At 55.1% G+C, this 16,827-nt stretch carries 18 protein-coding genes; 6 read left to right on the plus strand and 12 right to left on the minus strand.

From position 1 onward, the window contains the following. Positions 1–9: 9 nt before the first annotated feature. Genes ACQUWM_RS12080 through ACQUWM_RS12095 form a run of 4 tightly spaced genes read right to left on the minus strand, consistent with a single transcriptional unit; the run spans position 10 to position 3,848 of the window. A complete protein-coding gene (locus ACQUWM_RS12080) occupies positions 10–1,203 on the minus strand; it encodes an aminotransferase class I/II-fold pyridoxal phosphate-dependent enzyme (RefSeq protein WP_428922311.1) in 1,194 nt (397 codons plus the stop codon). 34 nt (positions 1,204–1,237) lie between these two features. After that, positions 1,238–2,527: an MFS transporter gene (locus ACQUWM_RS12085; protein ID WP_428922312.1), complete on the minus strand. Its 1,290-nt coding sequence runs from the start codon at positions 2,525–2,527 to the stop codon at positions 1,238–1,240. Further along, positions 2,520–3,242: a TenA family transcriptional regulator gene (locus ACQUWM_RS12090; RefSeq protein ID WP_428922313.1), complete on the minus strand. Its 723-nt coding sequence runs from the start codon at positions 3,240–3,242 to the stop codon at positions 2,520–2,522. Before ACQUWM_RS12090 ends, ACQUWM_RS12085 begins: the two co-directional genes overlap by 8 nt. A gap of 18 nt (positions 3,243–3,260) precedes the next feature. After that, a complete protein-coding gene (locus ACQUWM_RS12095; RefSeq protein ID WP_428922314.1) occupies positions 3,261–3,848 on the minus strand; it encodes a GNAT family N-acetyltransferase in 588 nt (195 codons plus the stop codon). Positions 3,849–4,084: 236 nt separating this feature from the next. Between ACQUWM_RS12095 and ACQUWM_RS12100 the strand changes: the two genes are divergently transcribed. Together ACQUWM_RS12100 and ACQUWM_RS12105 are read left to right on the plus strand one after the other, a co-directional pair. Further along, positions 4,085–5,047 (plus strand): DUF6635 family protein, encoded by a 963-nt coding sequence (locus ACQUWM_RS12100; RefSeq protein WP_428922315.1) that lies wholly within the window; start codon positions 4,085–4,087, stop codon positions 5,045–5,047. Between the two features lie 270 nt (positions 5,048–5,317). After that, positions 5,318–5,524 carry a cold shock domain-containing protein gene (locus tag ACQUWM_RS12105; protein ID WP_406987203.1) on the plus strand — a complete coding sequence of 69 codons (207 nt, stop codon included), beginning with the start codon at positions 5,318–5,320 and terminating at the stop codon, positions 5,522–5,524. Positions 5,525–5,600: 76 nt separating this feature from the next. On the opposite strand, the gene ACQUWM_RS12110 is transcribed toward ACQUWM_RS12105, so the two are convergent. From ACQUWM_RS12110 to ald, 7 genes are all read right to left on the minus strand, one after another. Further along, positions 5,601–5,807, minus strand: coding sequence for a hypothetical protein (locus tag ACQUWM_RS12110; protein ID WP_406999657.1), 207 nt, complete (start codon positions 5,805–5,807; stop codon positions 5,601–5,603). A gap of 32 nt (positions 5,808–5,839) precedes the next feature. After that, positions 5,840–6,307: a hypothetical protein gene (locus ACQUWM_RS12115; RefSeq protein WP_428922316.1), complete on the minus strand. Its 468-nt coding sequence runs from the start codon at positions 6,305–6,307 to the stop codon at positions 5,840–5,842. 82 nt (positions 6,308–6,389) lie between these two features. Then, positions 6,390–7,337, minus strand: a complete 948-nt coding sequence (locus ACQUWM_RS12120; protein ID WP_428922317.1) for a DUF4124 domain-containing protein — start codon at positions 7,335–7,337, stop codon at positions 6,390–6,392. Positions 7,338–7,343: 6 nt separating this feature from the next. After that, positions 7,344–8,201, minus strand: a complete 858-nt coding sequence (locus tag ACQUWM_RS12125; RefSeq protein WP_406999666.1) for an ion transporter — start codon at positions 8,199–8,201, stop codon at positions 7,344–7,346. A gap of 49 nt (positions 8,202–8,250) precedes the next feature. Beyond that, positions 8,251–8,706 carry a CopD family protein gene (locus ACQUWM_RS12130; protein ID WP_406999668.1) on the minus strand — a complete coding sequence of 152 codons (456 nt, stop codon included), beginning with the start codon at positions 8,704–8,706 and terminating at the stop codon, positions 8,251–8,253. Between the two features lie 291 nt (positions 8,707–8,997). Next, positions 8,998–10,386, minus strand: a complete 1,389-nt coding sequence (locus tag ACQUWM_RS12135) for an alanine/glycine:cation symporter family protein (protein WP_428922318.1) — start codon at positions 10,384–10,386, stop codon at positions 8,998–9,000. Between the two features lie 115 nt (positions 10,387–10,501). Beyond that, positions 10,502–11,626 (minus strand): alanine dehydrogenase, encoded by a 1,125-nt coding sequence (gene ald, locus ACQUWM_RS12140; protein ID WP_428922319.1) that lies wholly within the window; start codon positions 11,624–11,626, stop codon positions 10,502–10,504. A 190-nt stretch (positions 11,627–11,816) separates the two neighbouring features. On the opposite strand from ald, the gene ACQUWM_RS12145 reads away from it, so the two are divergent. From ACQUWM_RS12145 to ACQUWM_RS12155, 3 genes are all read left to right on the plus strand, one after another. After that, positions 11,817–12,305, plus strand: a complete 489-nt coding sequence (locus tag ACQUWM_RS12145) for an Lrp/AsnC ligand binding domain-containing protein (protein ID WP_428922320.1) — start codon at positions 11,817–11,819, stop codon at positions 12,303–12,305. A 158-nt stretch (positions 12,306–12,463) separates the two neighbouring features. Then, positions 12,464–14,452, plus strand: a complete 1,989-nt coding sequence (locus ACQUWM_RS12150) for a hypothetical protein (RefSeq protein ID WP_428922321.1) — start codon at positions 12,464–12,466, stop codon at positions 14,450–14,452. 19 nt (positions 14,453–14,471) lie between these two features. After that, positions 14,472–15,485 carry an MBL fold metallo-hydrolase gene (locus ACQUWM_RS12155; RefSeq protein WP_428922322.1) on the plus strand — a complete coding sequence of 338 codons (1,014 nt, stop codon included), beginning with the start codon at positions 14,472–14,474 and terminating at the stop codon, positions 15,483–15,485. Here the strand turns inward: ACQUWM_RS12155 and ACQUWM_RS12160 are convergent. After that, the gene (locus tag ACQUWM_RS12160) at positions 15,470–16,252 is read right to left on the minus strand and encodes a helix-turn-helix domain-containing protein (RefSeq protein WP_428922323.1); all 783 of its coding nucleotides are present in this window, start codon (positions 16,250–16,252) and stop codon (positions 15,470–15,472) included. The two genes, ACQUWM_RS12155 and ACQUWM_RS12160, sit on opposite strands and share 16 nt — an antisense overlap. Before the next feature lie 151 nt (positions 16,253–16,403). On the opposite strand from ACQUWM_RS12160, the gene ACQUWM_RS12165 reads away from it, so the two are divergent. Continuing rightward, the gene (locus ACQUWM_RS12165) at positions 16,404–16,811 is read left to right on the plus strand and encodes a hypothetical protein (RefSeq protein ID WP_428922324.1); all 408 of its coding nucleotides are present in this window, start codon (positions 16,404–16,406) and stop codon (positions 16,809–16,811) included. Positions 16,812–16,827 lie beyond the last annotated feature (16 nt).

The raw sequence follows: 16,827 nt of genomic DNA on the forward strand, positions 1-16,827 counted from the left end.
CAAGACGCTTCATGCTGAATCCCTCTCTTGCAGGTAGGTTTTCGAAAATGCACTGTCCAGGTCAGTGATAATGTCGTCTGGAAACTCCAGGCCGATCGATAGGCGTATTAAGCCTGGCGTAATACCTGCCTCTAGCTTCTCAGCATGGCTATACCGGCAATGAGTTGTAGACCACGGATGCGTAATCATTGTTTTCGCATCGCCAATATTAGTACAGCGTGAAACCTTCGAAAGGTGATTGATAAATTGCCATGCAGCTCTTTGCCCTCCTTTTACTTCTGCGCTGAGCACCCCCCCATGACCGGTCTGTTGCCGATTCACGAGCGCCTTATCGACGCGATCGGGCAAACCTGTGTAATGGACTTGATTGACTTCAGGATGCTCCTGCAAATATCGCGCTACATGCAATGCGTTGGTTTCATGCATCAGCATTCGAGCATGTAACGTCTCAAGACTTTTTGAAAGTAGCCATCCATCAAACGCACCCAAACTCATACCGCCACTGCGAAGCGCAGTTTTTATCGGCGCAATTAATTTGCTGCTTCCAGCGACTGCACCACCAACGCAACGGCCTTGACCATCAATGAATTTCCCTGCCGACTGAATAACGAGATCAGCGCCCAGCGTTAAAGGCTTTTGATAAATCGGCGAGAGTATCGTGTTGTCGATAACCAATAATATGCCGGCACTCGTCGCAATCTCGGACAACGCCATGATGTCCGCGACTTCCATGGTCGGATTGCCCGGAGTCTCTAATATCATCATCCGTGTGGAAGGACGGATAGCCTCGCGCCATGCGGCGGTTGCCGTTAATGGGAGCGGTTGGCAGGTGATGCCGAACTGCGAGAAGTAGTGCCTAAACAAGTGGGCGGTTGAACCAAAAATCCCATTTCCCATTAAGACGTGGTCACCTTGTTTCAGGTAAGCCATTGCAAGCGCAAGGTACGCTCCCATGCCCGAACTGGTTGCTACGGCTTCCTCTGCTTTTTCCATTATGGCCAGCCGACGTTCGAAATTCGTCACCGATGGGTTGGTAAACCGTGAATATACGTTGCCCGGAGCGCGATTGTTAAAGCGATCACTCGCCTCCTCGGCAGACTCGAAGTCGTACGCAGATGTTATATAGAGTGGTTCAGAGTGAGCATCTTGCCCGTAGGCGAGCGACCGGTGTAAAGCTTCTGTAGTCTCATGGGAATGGGTCATAGTAAATCCTGTCCATTTTTCGGATGAAATATCATCACTGATTTTCAGTTACGGCCCGTTCAGCAATGCGGTTAGGTTCCGGCTCTACAGCAAGATTGCTCTGGCTTGTCTTGATACCCTTGAGAGACAGTGCTGCAAACACTGACAGGAGGCACACAGTCGTTACAGCTAGCGTCGTCAGTGTGTAATCACCCGTTACATCTCGAGCAAAACCTCCAAGCCAAGCGGTTAGGAAGACGGCTACTTGGTGAACACTGAATAGCAATCCAAACATTTTTCCTTTTATCTTTGGACCATAACAATTCAAGCAAATCATGGAGGTCAGGATGACTGTTCCCATGTACGTCAGCCCGAACAGTACGGCAAAGAGGATGAAGAGAGCCGGGGAATGTGTAACAGAGAGCATTCCCAGGGATAAGGCGCGCGCACCGTAGAGAATCGCGAGCAACCGGGAAACATTGAGTTTGCCGGCGATATAACCGACGACTACCGCACCTACCAGCTCGAATAGACCCAAAACACTGAGCATCAGCGCAACCGTGGATGTTCCTCCCCCACCCAGCGAAAGCGTTCGTTCCTGGACGAGTGGCACCAGATGGATATCAATGAACGCCATTGAAGAACCACATCCAGCGAAACTCATGGCGAGTAGCAAAAACAAAGGTTTCCTCAGGTGTGCGCGGACCTTGTCGGAATTTTTATTCTGCTCAATTGCGCTTGTGTCACCGGGGACCGGGAAGACTCGGCTTACGAGAAGAACAGGTATGGTTATGAGCAATGCGAAAGCGATGGCGAGGTAGTTTGAAAGACTGTTCCAAGTCATCCAGTTATTCAACCATACCCATAATGGAGAAAGGACAATGAATCCTATTGCCACACCATTGCTAACGGCTGCAAAGATCAATCCCTTGTGACGCCGGGTGAAAACCCTATCAATCAGTATCCCCACAGGGACAAAACTTAATGCCGCTAATGCATATGCGGCAAGAACGCCGTATGCAAAGAGGAATACTCCGTACTCGCTGGCATTGCCGAGAAGGAAAAACGCTAGTGAGGCTACCGCCCCCCCTGAGAGCAAACACAAGTACGGGCCATATCGGTCACACACCGCACCTGCAACTGGAGAAAAAAGTCCAAGGCTCAGCCCAAACAGAGCCCCGGACAAGGCAAAAGCACCTCTGCCAACGCCAAAAAAATCGGCCAAATCGCGAAAGTATATTTGGTAAGTTCCTTTAATAGAGGAGCTTAGAAACATAACGATGAAGCCAATCAGTGCGACACCCCACATTACGCCAGCAGTGTTCACCTTGCTTGATTCAGGCATACGAGGGTTCCTCTGTCTCGATCGTGTCGTAGATGCCTTGATACATGCCGTAGAAAAGGTTGCAGGTGTGGTTCACGGACTCCAGAGCTTCTTGCTGCATTTTTTCGGTTGTACATAGATCCGCCACGAGATCGAGCCCTTGCTGCACATGCCCAACATCCTCCTTCTGGTGGACAGAGAAAAACAGCATGTCCGACTCTTTCAGCCCAAACACTCGACCGAGGATTGTGTGTCTCGCTTCCTCGCCCAGGGTCTCAAGATTCTGGCCTTCACTGGCGATCAACACCGCTGCTGCGCCAATGTGGTACCGGTCAGTATTGGTACAAGCTTCCATTCTGAAATCTATTAGCTCTTGAGTAGCGGGAAGGGCAACCACAGCGTCCCGTTCCTGATTACTGATACCTAATGCTTTAATGAAATCCTGCATTAGCTCAACGTGGTTTTTTGTCCTCGACAACCTGCCCGTCTCCTCTTCGAACATGTTAAAAAGAAGGCGCCGCTTGTGTTTTTCCATCGGACAATAGAAGAAAAGATGTTCAATGTAGGTCAAGAAGTGTTTTGTAAGCTGATAGCCCTGGAGAGAAACCCTTTTCAGGAGCTCTTTATCTGCGCTATTCTCATCCAACAATAGAGAAAATAAAGGATGGCTAAGGGTGAGCTTTTGATGTAGCTTTTCTTCAAGTTCATTTCGAAATTCATCTCGGGTTTTCAGCATATTAGATTCCTCACAGTATTAGCTTGATTTCACATTGCTGAATGTTTTCTCTTTCGAGTATTTTGGACAGCTCAGCTTTCTCTCAAGATCATCAACAGATTGGTGCATGAAATGGCCACGATACGATTTGCCATTGTGGCGAGCGTAGTCATCCAGTACGCCAAAAGATTCGAACCCCCAATACGACCAGAGCTTGTGTGCGACCGTTCCCTCTCGAACATCAAGCGTTAGTCGACTGACGCCAATTTCCTTTGACTTAATTACAATGCGTTGGAGAGCCTCCTCTAAATACCCCTTTCCTCGATAAGCGTTTGCAATCACGCCTTTCTGTAACTCCGCGATATGGTTCGTCGTTTGCAGCGATTGTTGGATAAGCAAGCAGGTCACAATAATCTGACCTTCGATGCTGCCAACGAGTAAGTGCCCACGGCCTTTTAAGATGTGCTTTAGATTATTTAGATAAACCGATTTGGCAGCGCTATCTGCTTCATCGCTAAAACCCAGAATAGCCTCATCTTGAGCAGTGCTTCTTAACAGGCTCCAAAGGTCATCACCAATGACATCAATTACCAAGGGAGAGTCAATCCACGAATAATTCATTTGCATTTTCAGCTCCTTTTATTGCCTTATGCTGCAATTGTTTTTAATGCCCAAAAAGGCTAAAAACGGACTCAAATGCGGCGGAAAGATGACAAGCTGTGTAACCGAAGAAGGGCGGGAGAGCCCGATGCCCCCCTGGGTACGCTGGATCAGTCCCATAAATACTTCCAAGAGTGGCCCAGCTTGCTCAATTGCGGTTTAATGCGCCAGACACTCACTCGCCTGCAGACACGCCTGCCACTATGCACACGGTCACATCGCCCGAACAAAACGTCTCCGAAGCTGAGATAGACCTGGCAATCCGCACAGGCATTGAGCGCTACTTTGACGACTGCCGGGCGCGGGTACCGGCGTTTATTGATCGTCATTTCCATTACCCCGGCGCCATCGCGACCAACCGGAGGGCGCTGGGATGGGACATGTTGCGGGCGCCCATCAATCTACTGTGGGCGCCGGTGTACGCCCTGGCCTGCCTGGTAAAAATTCTGACTCCCAAACGAACAGGCCTGATGTGGCTGCACGGTCTGGTAGATCGTGTACCCGCCGGCTTCACCACCCGGGTACAACAACACATCTCGCACCTGATCCTGGTGGACCTGTTGAACAATGGTCAGGAAGACCCGCTGCTGGAGAGCTATCTGATAGAGGCGCTGGAGGCGGTTTATGAGCGCCATACCTGTGAGCCGGTCAATCACCAGCGGTTCAGCAGGCTGATCGAGCCGCTGGTCGCGGACGCGCTCAGCCAGTACCGGGTAACCCGCACGGCGTCTGCCGATATCACCAACAGTATTTCATGCACGGTGTTGGGCGCGTTTGCGTTCCAGAAGTTTACCCCGGGTGGTATCGGGCTCGGAGTGGTGCTTGCGTCCATGGTCGCAAAGACCCTGGCCGCCAGGGACTTTATCCTGGGTGAAACCATCGGCGGGTGGTACTACAGCGTATTCCCACCGGAGCCTTCGCTGGCGACGACGGCCATCGTTATGGTCGCTGTGATGGCCGCATTGGCGGCGTTTGCGGCCTTGTCCGGTGTTATCTTCGATCCCGTACAGGCGGCGGTCGGTTTGCATCGCCGGCGCCTGCACAAGCTACTGGATCACCTGCAGAGGGACGTGACACTCAGCACTCAAAGCAGCTTTCGCCCGAAAGACCAGTTTGTAGCGCGGATTCTGGACACGTTCGACATGATCAGATCGGGTTTACTCTAGCTCACGGCGCTCGACCAATACCGGTTACCCCAGGCTGGATGGGGCTGAGTGAATAATTGAAAACTAGGCTATGCAATGCCTCTTAATTAGCGTACCGTCTCTCTTGTTGGAAAGATTTAGCAAAGCATTTCACGAATAAGACCTTCTGTGTTGTCACACCTTTTGTCCTGTTTTTGATTCCGCACGTTTTTTTGTTTCCCGCATACCGCTGATCAAGGATCACAACGATCTCTTGACGGCACATTATTGATTAATCTCAGGATATTTATTATGTCTACAGTTAAAGGCAACGTTAAGTTTTTCAATGAAGCAAAAGGTTTTGGCTTTATTACTCGTGAAGGCGACGCGGACGTTTTTGTTCACTACAGCTCTATTCAGGGTAGCGGTTTCAAAACTCTGGCCGAAGGCCAGGAAGTTGAATTCAGCGTGACCCAGGGCCAGAAAGGTCCACAGGCAGAGAACGTTATTGGCCTGTAAATAACAGCCAATACGTGATGAAAAAAGGCAGCCTCAGGCTGCCTTTTTTATTGAATACCGAAAACCGGACCACTCATTAGCCACTTTTCAGGTTGATCTGCTTTGAACCTGTAGAGGCGAATTGTCCACTTTTCCCTTTGCCCACATACTCAACGACCCCGCCGGACTTTAAAAAAGCAGCCGTCTGTTCCTCAATCGTGGCAGTCGTTAATGTAGCTTTTACGGGTTTCTTGCTCATCATATTCCCCAGGTTAAATTTGGCTTTTTCGCCAACATCAAACAACCATCATATCCGAAACAGGAAAAAATTGTTGATCAGTTCTCCTCGAGGGCCTGACCGACACTCTGCTCTGCGTTCTGCCAGGCCTCAGAGAATTTTTCGAAGGCGTCGGTGAAGCCTTCCTTCATGGACTCCCAGGTAAAATCAGCGCTGTCCTGCATACGCAGGTGCCATTCCGTCACCCGCGCCCGCTCCCGGTGCAGAGACGCCAGCGCAGTCTGCGCCTGGGCCCCGGCTATCTTGTCGGCCTCCTTCCGCCCCCCTTTCAGGCGATTCTCCAGGGTTGCGATACGGTCATCCATGGCGCCAAGCACGTCCTCGATGTCCGTCATTAACCGTTCACGCCGCTCGGCGGTGAAATTCGACAGCTCCTGATTGAGGCTCTGAACCTCCTGCCGCAATGATTCTACGGTCGCCTCGCTGTCATCCTCCGCGGCCTGTGCCAGTGGCATCACCATGGCCAGCAGCAGGGCACTGGCCTGTAATCGCAATGGGAATCGCACTATCTGATACCTCTTCTGAATAAAAATTGAAAATTCCAGTCCTCTTAGGAAACGATACCCGATCAAGAACAAAGACAGTAGGCTAAAGCCTGTTGATCCCTTTACCCTGCTGGAGCAACCAACGTCTCCAGTCCAAATCCAGCATACTGACCCCGCCAATGTAATTATCATCCACCAGGTAATACGCAAGGGTACGATCACCCCGGTTAAAGTTGTGCATCAGCCGCACCACAAAGTTACGGCGGGTCGGTTTGGAAAGCAGGAAACCAACGAACTGGCCGGCCTGGGCCCGCAGGCTGCTAGCTCCCGACATATCTGAATGTCGCCACTTATTACTGGGTAGTTTCAAAAACTGTTCGATGCCCGCCAAACGGCCCTGTTCACGGGCCTGAGCGACAACCCGCCGGTTGTCCTCGTGACGCTCAAAATACAAACCCGCTTGATCATGCTCCAGCACCTCCATCTGCTCGGCAAGCCCTTCATTCAACCAGGCAGGCGCATAGGGAACAATGGTATCGACCACCGCGTGACTCACCTCGTGCTTGATTGTTTTGAAGGTACGGCTCCTGTTTTCCTGTACATAAACGACGATCTGATGTTCTGACGATATGTACACGCCGTACGACGCAACCGCCATGCCTTTTTCCTTGCGAACAAGGTAGTTCTGGTATTCCGTTCTATCCTTCAAAATCAATATATTGACGGGCACCGTCCGGTACATGTCAAAGGACATCACACGATTAAAAAACTCATAGACATTGTTCACGCCGTCAACAATCTGCTGGTTTTCCTCGTCGCTCAGCTCCACATCGACTGCATTAATCCGGATATCAAAACGCGACCATTTCGACGCGCCAGGCTTTACGTTGACCACTTCTTGCTCAACGCTGCGATCTTCCCGGTCACTGAAATGAACCTTCCCGTCTTCATCAACCCATTTATAAATCTTTGCATAACCCATGTTTGCAGCGATCATAAAGAGCGAAAACACAAGGACCGGATGTACGGCTTTTCGTAACTTTTTAAACATTGCGCTTCACCCGGAGCCGCCCGGCTCGGACTTCTCCTCATCAAGCCAGGTACCGCAGTATTTACAGTAGTTGGCGTCGGTTTCATGTCGATGTTTACCGCACCCCGGACAGGCTTCATCGGAGTAACGTTCCGCACGCAGGGTGCGAATAACTTCCGCGGAAAAAACGCCGACGGGAAGCGCGATAATCGAGTAGCCCGTCAACATGATCATCATGGAAATAAACTGCCCCCAGGGCGTAACCGGCGTTATATCGCCATAGCCCACCGTCGTCAGTGTCACGATTCCCCAGTAAATGGATATAGGAATACTGGTAAAGCCTGCTTCGGCCGGCTCAATGAGATAGAGAAGCGAAGAGAAGATGGTCACGAGCATCAGCACTGTGAACAGAAAAAGCAGGATCTGGGCCCGACTGCGAAGCAGTGCGTCCAGCAGCAGCCGGCCCTCGCCCACTACCGTCATCATTTCCAGCACCCGGAACAGGCGCAAGGTACGCAGCAAGCGCAATACGACGAGAGTCTGCGTACCCGGGAACAACAGTGCCAGCCAGGTCGGCATGACCGCCAGAACATCAATAACTCCGTAAAAGCTTTTCAGATAGAGCTTCGGTTTCTCCAGGCAATAAATACGCAGGCCGAGTTCAAGCGTGAACAGCAGCGTTACACCCCATTCCAGCACATAAAAGAGCTCACCGAAGCGGGCATGATATTCCGGAACACTGTCCAGAAGAATAATCCCGACGCTGAGAAATATCAGCAAAGCCAAACAAACATCAAAGCCTTTGGCCAAGCGGGTGTCTGATTCGAAAATGATTTGAAACAGGCGCGTTTTGATTCCCTGGCCGTCCGGTTTTTCTGTCGCCATCTAAGCTGCCTCTTTACCTGTCATTCAACATCCCGGGATTCCGATGGACTTACAGATACCGGCCGCCGGCACCGACCGCCACCACGATCAGCCCAAAAATCAGGTTGATGCCCACCAGCTTACGGATCTGCCCCACCTGGCGCCCACCTTCCTGGGGATCCTGGTTGGCAACGGCCTGCTTCAGCCGCCGAAAAGGGGCGAAATAAACGTGAAAATAAATCAGGATCATCACAATCCCCAGCCCCTGCATGACGTGGATATGCCAGCCGGCACCCGCCATGCCACCGAACACGCTGAAGATCATCCAGTAACCGGTCACCAGCAACAGGATCACGGCCACCCATACCCACCGGAAAAACCGGGACAGGGTGTGACACCAGAGCACGCCCCGCTGCGACGCATCAATCACCTCAACCACCGCCGGCCGCATGGCCATGTAGGCGAAAAACATACCGCCAACCCAGATCACGGCAGAAAGAACATGCAGTGCAACAGCCAGACTCATAAAGCGATTCCCGAATGAAAAATGTGTGTGAAGAGCATAAGCCTCATCTCTCCTCAGAGCCAGTGTGACACCACGGCGGCGATATCGTCGGATACGCCGGCGCCAAGCCCATGCTGTCACAGGCCTCATGGAACATGGCCTCGCCAGTTGGCTGAGATTCGTACTCACTGTCAGGAAACCACACTGACCTCTCACCCGTGAGGTGCAACCAGTTTCCACTCCTGAAGGTCGGCCAGATAGGCCTGGAGCCCCAGTATCCAGGAGCTCCAGGCCAGGGGAAAGCCACTGACCTCAGGAACCAGTGCCCGAGGATTCAGCCGCCAGCGCCAGCCTCTGGCGATCAAAGTAGTCCCGGGTCAGCCGGAACACCACCGGGCTGAGCGCGACAATGGCGATGAGGTTGGGAAGAGCCATCAACGCATTGAGTGTGTCGGCCACCAACCAGACGAAATCCAGGTTGAGAACGGCCCCCAGGGGGACAGCGAGCACCCACAGCACCCGGAACGGCTTGATAGCCCTGGTGCCAAACAGGTATTCCACGCATTTTTCGCCATAGAATGACCAGCCCAGAATGGTGCTGAAGGCAAACAGCGCCAGTGAAATCGCGACCAGGTAATTGCCCACCCCTGGCAAAGCCAGGCCAAAGGCTGTCGAGGTCAATGCAGCCCCAGACTCTCCGGAATCCCAGGCGCCAGAGGTAATGATCACCAGGCCGGTGATGGAACAGACGATCAGGGTATCGATCAAGGTGCCCAGCATGGCGATCAAGCCCTGGCGAACTGGGTCGTTGGTCTTGGCAGCAGCATGCGCAATGGGAGCGGAGCCCAACCCGGCCTCATTGGAGAAGACGCCACGGGCCACCCCGAAACGAATGGCGGCCCAAACGGCCGCTCCCGCAAAGCCCCCTTGCGCGGCATGGCCGGAGAAGGCACTATCGAGAATAAGGGCCAGAGCCGGGCCAATCTGGTCAGCATTGATCGCCAGCACCACCAGCCCGGCCAGCATGTAGGCAACCGCCATAAAGGGCACCAGCTTTCCGGCTACCGCTCCGATACGCCGTATTCCTCCCATCAACACAGCCCCCACCAGCACCATCGCCACAAGTCCGGTTACTATCACCGGTACACCAAAATTGGCGTCAATTACCTGGGCGATGGAGTTGGACTGAACGGTATTGCCAATGCCGAACCCCGCCACCGCGCCAAAGATGGCGAAGGCGGTGCCCAACCAGGCCCATTTCCGACCCAGGCCATTCTTCAGGTAGTACATCGGGCCCCCAACGTGGTTGCCCTCGTCATCCACCTCACGGAATCGGACCGCCAGCACCGCCTCGGAGTATTTAGTGGCCATGCCCACCAGGGCAGTCACCCACATCCAGAACAGGGCGCCGGGGCCGCCCAGGAACACCGCAGTGGCCACACCCGCAATATTGCCGGTGCCAACCGTTGCTGCCATCGCCGTCATCAGCGCCTGGAAAGGCGATACTTCGCCAGCCTGTTCGTCACCATGGCGGACCGGTTCGCGACTGAACAGCAGCTTAAAGCCAGCGCCAATCCGGAGGATGGGCATCAGCTTCAGGCCAAGACTCATAAACAGGCCCACGCCCAATATAAGAATGAGCATGGGCCAACCCCAGACGATTCCGTTGATGGTTCCCAATACAGAACTCAGTAAATCCATGGGATCAATACCTCTTGTTGTTGTCGTGTAATGCAGGGAGCGTTATCGACCTTGCCGATAACGAACTCGGGTAGAACCGTTCTGCGGGCAGCATCCGCCCGCAGAAGTGGCACGGTCAGTTCATCAGCGCCAACCCCTGTTCGGGGGTGATGGATTCGATGCCCTGGGCGACGCCCACGGACGGACAGGTCAGCACTCCGTTGAACACATTCAGGCCCTGCAGCAGCCCCGAGCTGTCCTCCAGCGCCTGACGCGGGCCTTTGTTTGCGATCTGCAGAACATAGGGCAAGGTGGCGTTGTTCAGGGCATAACTGGAGGTCCGGGCAACCGCGCCGGGCATGTTTGCCACGCAGTAGTGAACCACACCGTCAACCATGTAAGTGGGCTCGGCATGGGTGGTCGGCGTCGACGTCTCGAAACAGCCGCCCTGATCGATCGCCACATCAACCACCGCCGCCCCCGGCTTCATCCGGGAAATCAAGTCACGGTTGACCAGTTTGGGTGCCGCAGCCCCGGGGATCAGCACGCCACCGATCACCAGGTCCGCCTGTAAAAGCACTTCCTCGACCGCCTTTGACGACGAGAACAGGGTCTGGACCCGGTTGCCGAACACCGCATCGAAACGGCGCAGGACGGCAATGGACTTGTCCAGCACGATGACGCGGGCTCCCATACCCACCGCCATCTGGGTGGCATTGAAGCCCACCACGCCACCACCAATCACCACCACGGTGACGGCGTCTACGCCGGGCACCCCGCCCAGCAGCTGGCCCCGCCCCCCTTGGGATTTCTCCAGGCAGTGGGCACCGGCCTGAATACTCATACGACCTGCCACTTCCGACATGGGCGCCAACAGCGGCAGCGCTCCGTTGCTGTCGGTGACGGTCTCATAGGCGATACAGGTCGCGCCGCTGGCCAGCAGCTCGTTGGTTTGGGGCACATCCGGGGCCAGGTGAAGGTAGGTAAACAGGGTGTGATGAGGTCGTAGCAGGGCTCGCTCGACGGCCTGCGGTTCCTTGACCTTGACGATCATTTCCGCCTGTTCGAAAACCGATTCCGCAGTGGCGGCGAGTTTGGCGCCTGCAGCCTGGAACTGATCATCAGTAAGCTCGATACCCGCTCCGGCACCAGCCTGCACAACCACCTGATGGCCATGTGCAACCAGCTCGTGGACCGCCTCTGGGGTCAGTCCAACCCGGAATTCATTGTTCTTAATCTCTTTGGGTACACCCACAATCATAGGGTTTTGCTCCTGTCAGGTAATGAGTTAACGCGACACAACGGTCACGGTGACGCATCAAAGTCTAAATAGGCCGGACAGAAGAAAATGCTGAATTTTGCTATTTATTAGCTGTTTCAATCTTTAATTTTCTCACATACAGTATTCTCAACTACTTTCAACAATTTCACTGGTAAAAGGAGCAAAACGCGTGCGAAAACTCGATCGAATAGACCTGTCCATCCTGGACGAACTGCAGAACAATGCCCGGATCACCAACCACGATTTGTCGAGCCGGGTGAACCTGAGCCCAACCCCCTGCCTCGAAAGGGTCCGCAAGCTGGAACGGGATGGATATATCCGGAACTTCCGGGCCATTCTCAACGCCCGCAAGCTGGGCATCGGACTCACGGTTTTTGTCGAGATCAGCCTGACCCGTACCGGTCCGGATGTGTTCGCCCAATTCAAGGAAGCGGCCATCGACGTTCCGGAGGTGCAGGAGTGCCATCTGGTGTCTGGCAACTTTGACTACCTGATCAAGGCCCGGGTGGCGGATGTCGCCCACTATCGCTCGCTTCTGGGGGAAACCATTCTGGCGTTACCGGGGGTGAACGACTCCCGCAGCTACATCGTGATGGAAACCGTGAAGGAAGGGCAGTTACTGAGTATGAAGAGCGTTACCGAACATGGCATCGGCTAGGGGCGGATTGCAGGTTCTGGGCCCGACTGCGAATCAGTACGTCCATCGGCAGACTGCCCTCGCCCGCTACCGTCATCATTTCCGGCACTCGAAACAGGGGCGAAATACCCAGCAAGCACAGTTGACATGTCCTGAGGTTCACTGAAGGATAGGGAGGTATGACCAGAGCCAACGACGGATCCAAAAACCGGAATAATGGCGTGTCAGACGAGCTCCTGAAGGCACTTGACGAGGCCATCAGCCGCCTTGCCGAAACCAATGCCACTGAGGGCGTCTCGCCGGTATTCGAGGTGATCGATGCGGCAAAACCCCTGATGTTCAGCCCGGAAGGTCTGGAAGCGCTTTACGAACGCGTACCGGATATTGAGTCGGCCGGATTCTTTAGGGGCAGCGACTGGGACTATCCCCAGACACTGGTACCCTCCCTGGCCGCACGCACGGTCCGCCACGGGGAGCCGGCGGCAACACTGGTTGAAAGCCTGAGCCAGATTCGCCTTCTGGCGGTGGTCAAAAGCGATTACACCCACGCTTCTATCTCGGCGGAACACGCCCATCACTTTCTAGCCCAGGTACTGGCGATGAACCTCGACCTGGTGGTGGGCGATCTTAATGAGAGCGACCGGCTGAGGCCCGATCAGCTCGGCCACGCCGTTCAGACCCTGTACCACTACCTGCTGCAGCATCTGGGCTACGAAAACCTCCTGGAACATCTGGTGGCCGAAGTCTGGCGGATTCTGGCGCAACGCCCTGTCCAGGTCGCGGGCGTTAAACACATGGTGACCCAGATAGCGGTCTGCCTGGAAAAACCGGACGCGCTGGATGGCGAAGTCAGCGACGACGCGGTGCAACTGATCAACGCCGTATTCAGCCCCACCGAGGGATGCCGGGAAGATCCCGGCTTTGATGTCTACGCTGAACGACTGGCGGAAATGGACGACGCCACCCTGCTACAGGAGGCCATCGCCTTCGCCCAGGCCATGCACTCAACCGGCCTGGTGTCAGCCTACATGCCGGTATTCATACGCTACCTGCGAAACCGCTGGAACGAACTGATTCCCACGGCCCTGGGGCTGAGCAACACAGGTGCCGACGCGTTTCACTGCTACCCCGCGCTGATTCATCGCCTGATTGACGAAGCCCTGTATCCAGAGACCAGCCAGTGTGCCTATGGCCTGGCCATGATGCTCGAGCGCGGCATTCTCTACGCACCTCCCGTGGCGCCGTCTCTGTGGCGCCAGATACGCCTGCCGCTCTGCGACGCGGCGGCCGAGAAGATTGAGGCGGTCTTCGGGAACAGCCGTTCCCCCGAATGTTTTTTACTCGCCGACGTGCTCAATGTGCTTGGGCGCCCACTCGGCATCGGACAGGGGAATTATCCCACCTGTCAGTCTACGCGCGCCCTCTCCATGTGGGCCTACAACATGCCGGCAGAGCTGCTTCGGATCCTTGCCTGGGCAGCGCGCGACGATGAAATCGTGATGCGCTTTGAAGGTAACAGCATATCCTCGCGGGAACTCGGCGCCGGGCTGGCGACCGAGCCGCCGGTGGATGTGGATGCAGTATCCCTGCTGACCGTGCCGCACCTGGATCGCATCTATTTTGAAATGGGTCGACGCAGTGTCGGGCGCGGAGAAGATCCACACAAATGGGTCAACGCAGAATTCCATGGCGACCAGGTCGGCCACGGATTTCGCATTGCCGTCGACGTTTTCACGGGTAGCCTTAAAGACTTCGACGGGTTTGTTCGCGATTTTTATGCCGCCTATCACCCTTTCTACAACGGCGACATCCCGGTCATCAATCCACAACCGGCCGGTATTGCGGTGACCGACAGCGCCACGCGCTTTCTTGGCTGGCACGCCATCACCATCCAGCGGCTTGCGCTGGATGCGGACAAGACCATGCGCGTCTACTTTTTTAACCCCAACAACGACAGTGGGCAGAACTGGGGCCAGGGCATCGTCACCTCAACCCACGGCCACAACGAGCGTTATGGTGAAGCCTCGTTACCGGTGGCCGAGTTCGTCTCCCGCCTGTATGTCTTTCACTACGACCCGCTCGAAAAGGGCGAGCCGGGCGATGTCCCAGCCGATGAAGTGAACCGGGCCATGCAGTTGGCGAAAGAAAGTTGGGCCTCGGGGCGCTAGAAAGGGGCTAGTTCGAGTCATGACCATCGACCGTGAACGCCTTGCAGCCCTTGCCGCAAAACCCCATTTCCATCGGGGCAGGTATCGCAATCTGGAGCGCGTAGAGCAGCATGGCCTGGGGGATTTCCTGCGCTGGCAACTGGCCCCCGGCCGCCGTTTCCCACCGGGTAAGCGCTACACGCTGCTGCGTCCGGATGCCCACTTGCTGATGAATCCGCCGACAGCACCGCAGCTGACCTGGCTGGGGCATGCGTCCTTCCTGTTCCAGTATCGGGGCCTGAACGTACTGACCGACCCGGTGTTGTCGGACCGCGCCAGTCCCTTCCGGTTAATCGGGCCGAAGCGGTTCACGCCACCCGCCCTGACGGTGGCGGACATGCCGCCGATTCACCTGGTACTGATTTCCCACAATCACTACGACCATCTCGACGAAGCAACGGTGCGCCAGCTGCACCGACGTTTCGGGGATAACCTGTGCTTCTGCATTCCCATGGGGCTGCGACGCTGGTTCGAGAAGCGCGGCATCCACAACCTGGTGGAGCTCGACTGGTGGCAATCAACGCCCCTGGCCGACAAAAACGAAGTGTTCTGCCTGCCAACCCAGCATTTCAGCGGACGAACCGCCACCGACACCAACACCTCGCTGTGGTGTAGCTGGCTTCTGGAAATGGATGGCTTTCGGTTCTATTTCGGCGGTGATACCGGTTATGGTCAGGTCTTCCGGGACATTGGCGAACTGTTTGCGCCCATTGATCTGGCGCTACTCCCCATAGGCGCCTACGACCCGCGCTGGTTCATGGCCCCAGTGCACGTGGCACCCGAAGAGGCGGTCAGGATTCACCAGGATATTGGCGCCCGCCAGTCTGTTGCCATGCACTGGGGCACGTTCGTGCTCACCGATGAACCCATGGACGAGCCACCGAGGCGACTACGGCTGGCGTTGGAGAGGCAAGGCATAAGTGAAGCGGCCTTCCGGGTGATGCAACACGGGGAAGTGTGGTCGCCGATTTGCGTGCTTCAGCCTCGCCAATAAGCCTTGCTGCTCTCATCCATCGGAAAGAAATGCTCAATCCGCAAATTCTGAGCGGTGACATCCAAAGGCGTGCCGATGGTTGCGATGGTGGAAAAGATTCTGAGCTGTTGGTCCCCCAGGTTCAGGGAAAAAGGAATCGCCGGGTAATCCAGGTGTTCCACCACGTGGCTTTTCCAGTTTTGCGGCACGCCGGGCACAGTCAGGGCCTGTTCCAGCAATCGATTGGGCTGATCCCGAAAGGGACCGGCAAGATGCTCATGGTAGACACGTTGCAGCATGTGGCAGGCGATATTCTCCCAATCGCCCACGAAGGGTTTCATGCCGTGGTCATCCAGCAGCGACAGCAGAAAGTTTGGCCGGGCCGGAAACTGAGCACCGAGCTCCACCATTCTTACCATCATCTCCTGCATGGCCTGGTTGGCCATCACCAGATAATACTCGTGGTCGAATACCACCGCCGGGTACGGCAGGTGCCCCTGCAACAGGTGCTCAAGCGCCTCCTTGATCATGGCCATGCCGGGCGCGCTCAAATCCTGATCGGAGTAGACCTGGCTGTAACCCGCCGCCGACAACAGCCGGTTGGTCCCGGCCAGGTCCGCTTGCAGCATCTGCGCTAAATGCAGAACCATGCCTTTGCTGGGCTTGCTTCGGCCTGTTTCCAGAAAGCTGATGTGCTTTGCCGACACCTCGCATTCAAGGGCGAAATCCATTTGGCTCAACCGTTTACCCTGCCGCATTTCTCTGAATAGCGTACCGAAGGCGCTCATCGTATTTCCTGTGAATGTCCGAGTGTTCAGCGATTATCGTCCTCGAGGGTAGTCTGCACCATTACCTCACAGGTAATTGAGTCTATCACCGCCCGGGTAGAAGCTTTGTAGCGTAGTCAAACACATTGCGAAACCCGATTGAGGTGATCCCATGAAAAACCTAGTCCGTCGATTCAGTGTGAAGCAAATCCTCCTGAGCGATGTCTTCCTCTCCACACCCCTGGCATTGGCTCTCATTCTGGCCGCTGGGCCGATCGCCCAGTGGGCAGGCGGCCCCGGCGCGACCTTTTACCTGGTGGTCGGCATTGTGATGCTGCTGTGGTGTGTGGACATGGCCGCCATGGCCATCAATGAACGGTGGCAGGAGAAGTACCTGAACCTGATGATTGCTGCCGATGTTACCTGGAGCCTGCTATCTCTTGCCCTGATGGTGTGGTTTGCGGAAAGTTTGCAGCCCCTGGGCTGGGTGCTGTTCGCCCTGAACGTGCTGGTTCCGCTGGACATGGCATGGATGAAACGGGTTGCTGGCAGTAAGCCGCACCAGCCTGCGTTCGGATAAGGATTCAGCCTCCGAG

Source organism: Marinobacter sp. DUT-3 (genome assembly GCF_050379435.1).
Taxonomy (GTDB): Bacteria; Pseudomonadota; Gammaproteobacteria; order Pseudomonadales; family Oleiphilaceae; genus Marinobacter.

What these genes read in the sequence shown, in the direction of transcription:
- ACQUWM_RS12080 (WP_428922311.1), bottom strand. Translation starts at nt 1,203, where the DNA reads ATGACCCATTCCCATGAGACTACAGAAGCTTTACACCGGTCGCTCGCC.
- ACQUWM_RS12085 (WP_428922312.1), bottom strand. Translation starts at nt 2,527, where the DNA reads ATGCCTGAATCAAGCAAGGTGAACACTGCTGGCGTAATGTGGGGTGTC.
- ACQUWM_RS12090 (WP_428922313.1), bottom strand. Translation starts at nt 3,242, where the DNA reads ATGCTGAAAACCCGAGATGAATTTCGAAATGAACTTGAAGAAAAGCTA.
- ACQUWM_RS12095 (WP_428922314.1), bottom strand. Translation starts at nt 3,848, where the DNA reads ATGCAAATGAATTATTCGTGGATTGACTCTCCCTTGGTAATTGATGTC.
- ACQUWM_RS12100 (WP_428922315.1), top strand. Translation starts at nt 4,085, where the DNA reads ATGCACACGGTCACATCGCCCGAACAAAACGTCTCCGAAGCTGAGATA.
- ACQUWM_RS12105 (WP_406987203.1), top strand. Translation starts at nt 5,318, where the DNA reads ATGTCTACAGTTAAAGGCAACGTTAAGTTTTTCAATGAAGCAAAAGGT.
- ACQUWM_RS12120 (WP_428922317.1), bottom strand. Translation starts at nt 7,337, where the DNA reads ATGTTTAAAAAGTTACGAAAAGCCGTACATCCGGTCCTTGTGTTTTCG.
- ACQUWM_RS12125 (WP_406999666.1), bottom strand. Translation starts at nt 8,201, where the DNA reads ATGGCGACAGAAAAACCGGACGGCCAGGGAATCAAAACGCGCCTGTTT.
- ACQUWM_RS12130 (WP_406999668.1), bottom strand. Translation starts at nt 8,706, where the DNA reads ATGAGTCTGGCTGTTGCACTGCATGTTCTTTCTGCCGTGATCTGGGTT.
- ACQUWM_RS12135 (WP_428922318.1), bottom strand. Translation starts at nt 10,386, where the DNA reads ATGGATTTACTGAGTTCTGTATTGGGAACCATCAACGGAATCGTCTGG.
- ald (WP_428922319.1), bottom strand. Translation starts at nt 11,626, where the DNA reads ATGATTGTGGGTGTACCCAAAGAGATTAAGAACAATGAATTCCGGGTT.
- ACQUWM_RS12150 (WP_428922321.1), top strand. Translation starts at nt 12,464, where the DNA reads ATGACCAGAGCCAACGACGGATCCAAAAACCGGAATAATGGCGTGTCA.
- ACQUWM_RS12155 (WP_428922322.1), top strand. Translation starts at nt 14,472, where the DNA reads ATGACCATCGACCGTGAACGCCTTGCAGCCCTTGCCGCAAAACCCCAT.
- ACQUWM_RS12160 (WP_428922323.1), bottom strand. Translation starts at nt 16,252, where the DNA reads ATGAGCGCCTTCGGTACGCTATTCAGAGAAATGCGGCAGGGTAAACGG.
- ACQUWM_RS12165 (WP_428922324.1), top strand. Translation starts at nt 16,404, where the DNA reads ATGAAAAACCTAGTCCGTCGATTCAGTGTGAAGCAAATCCTCCTGAGC.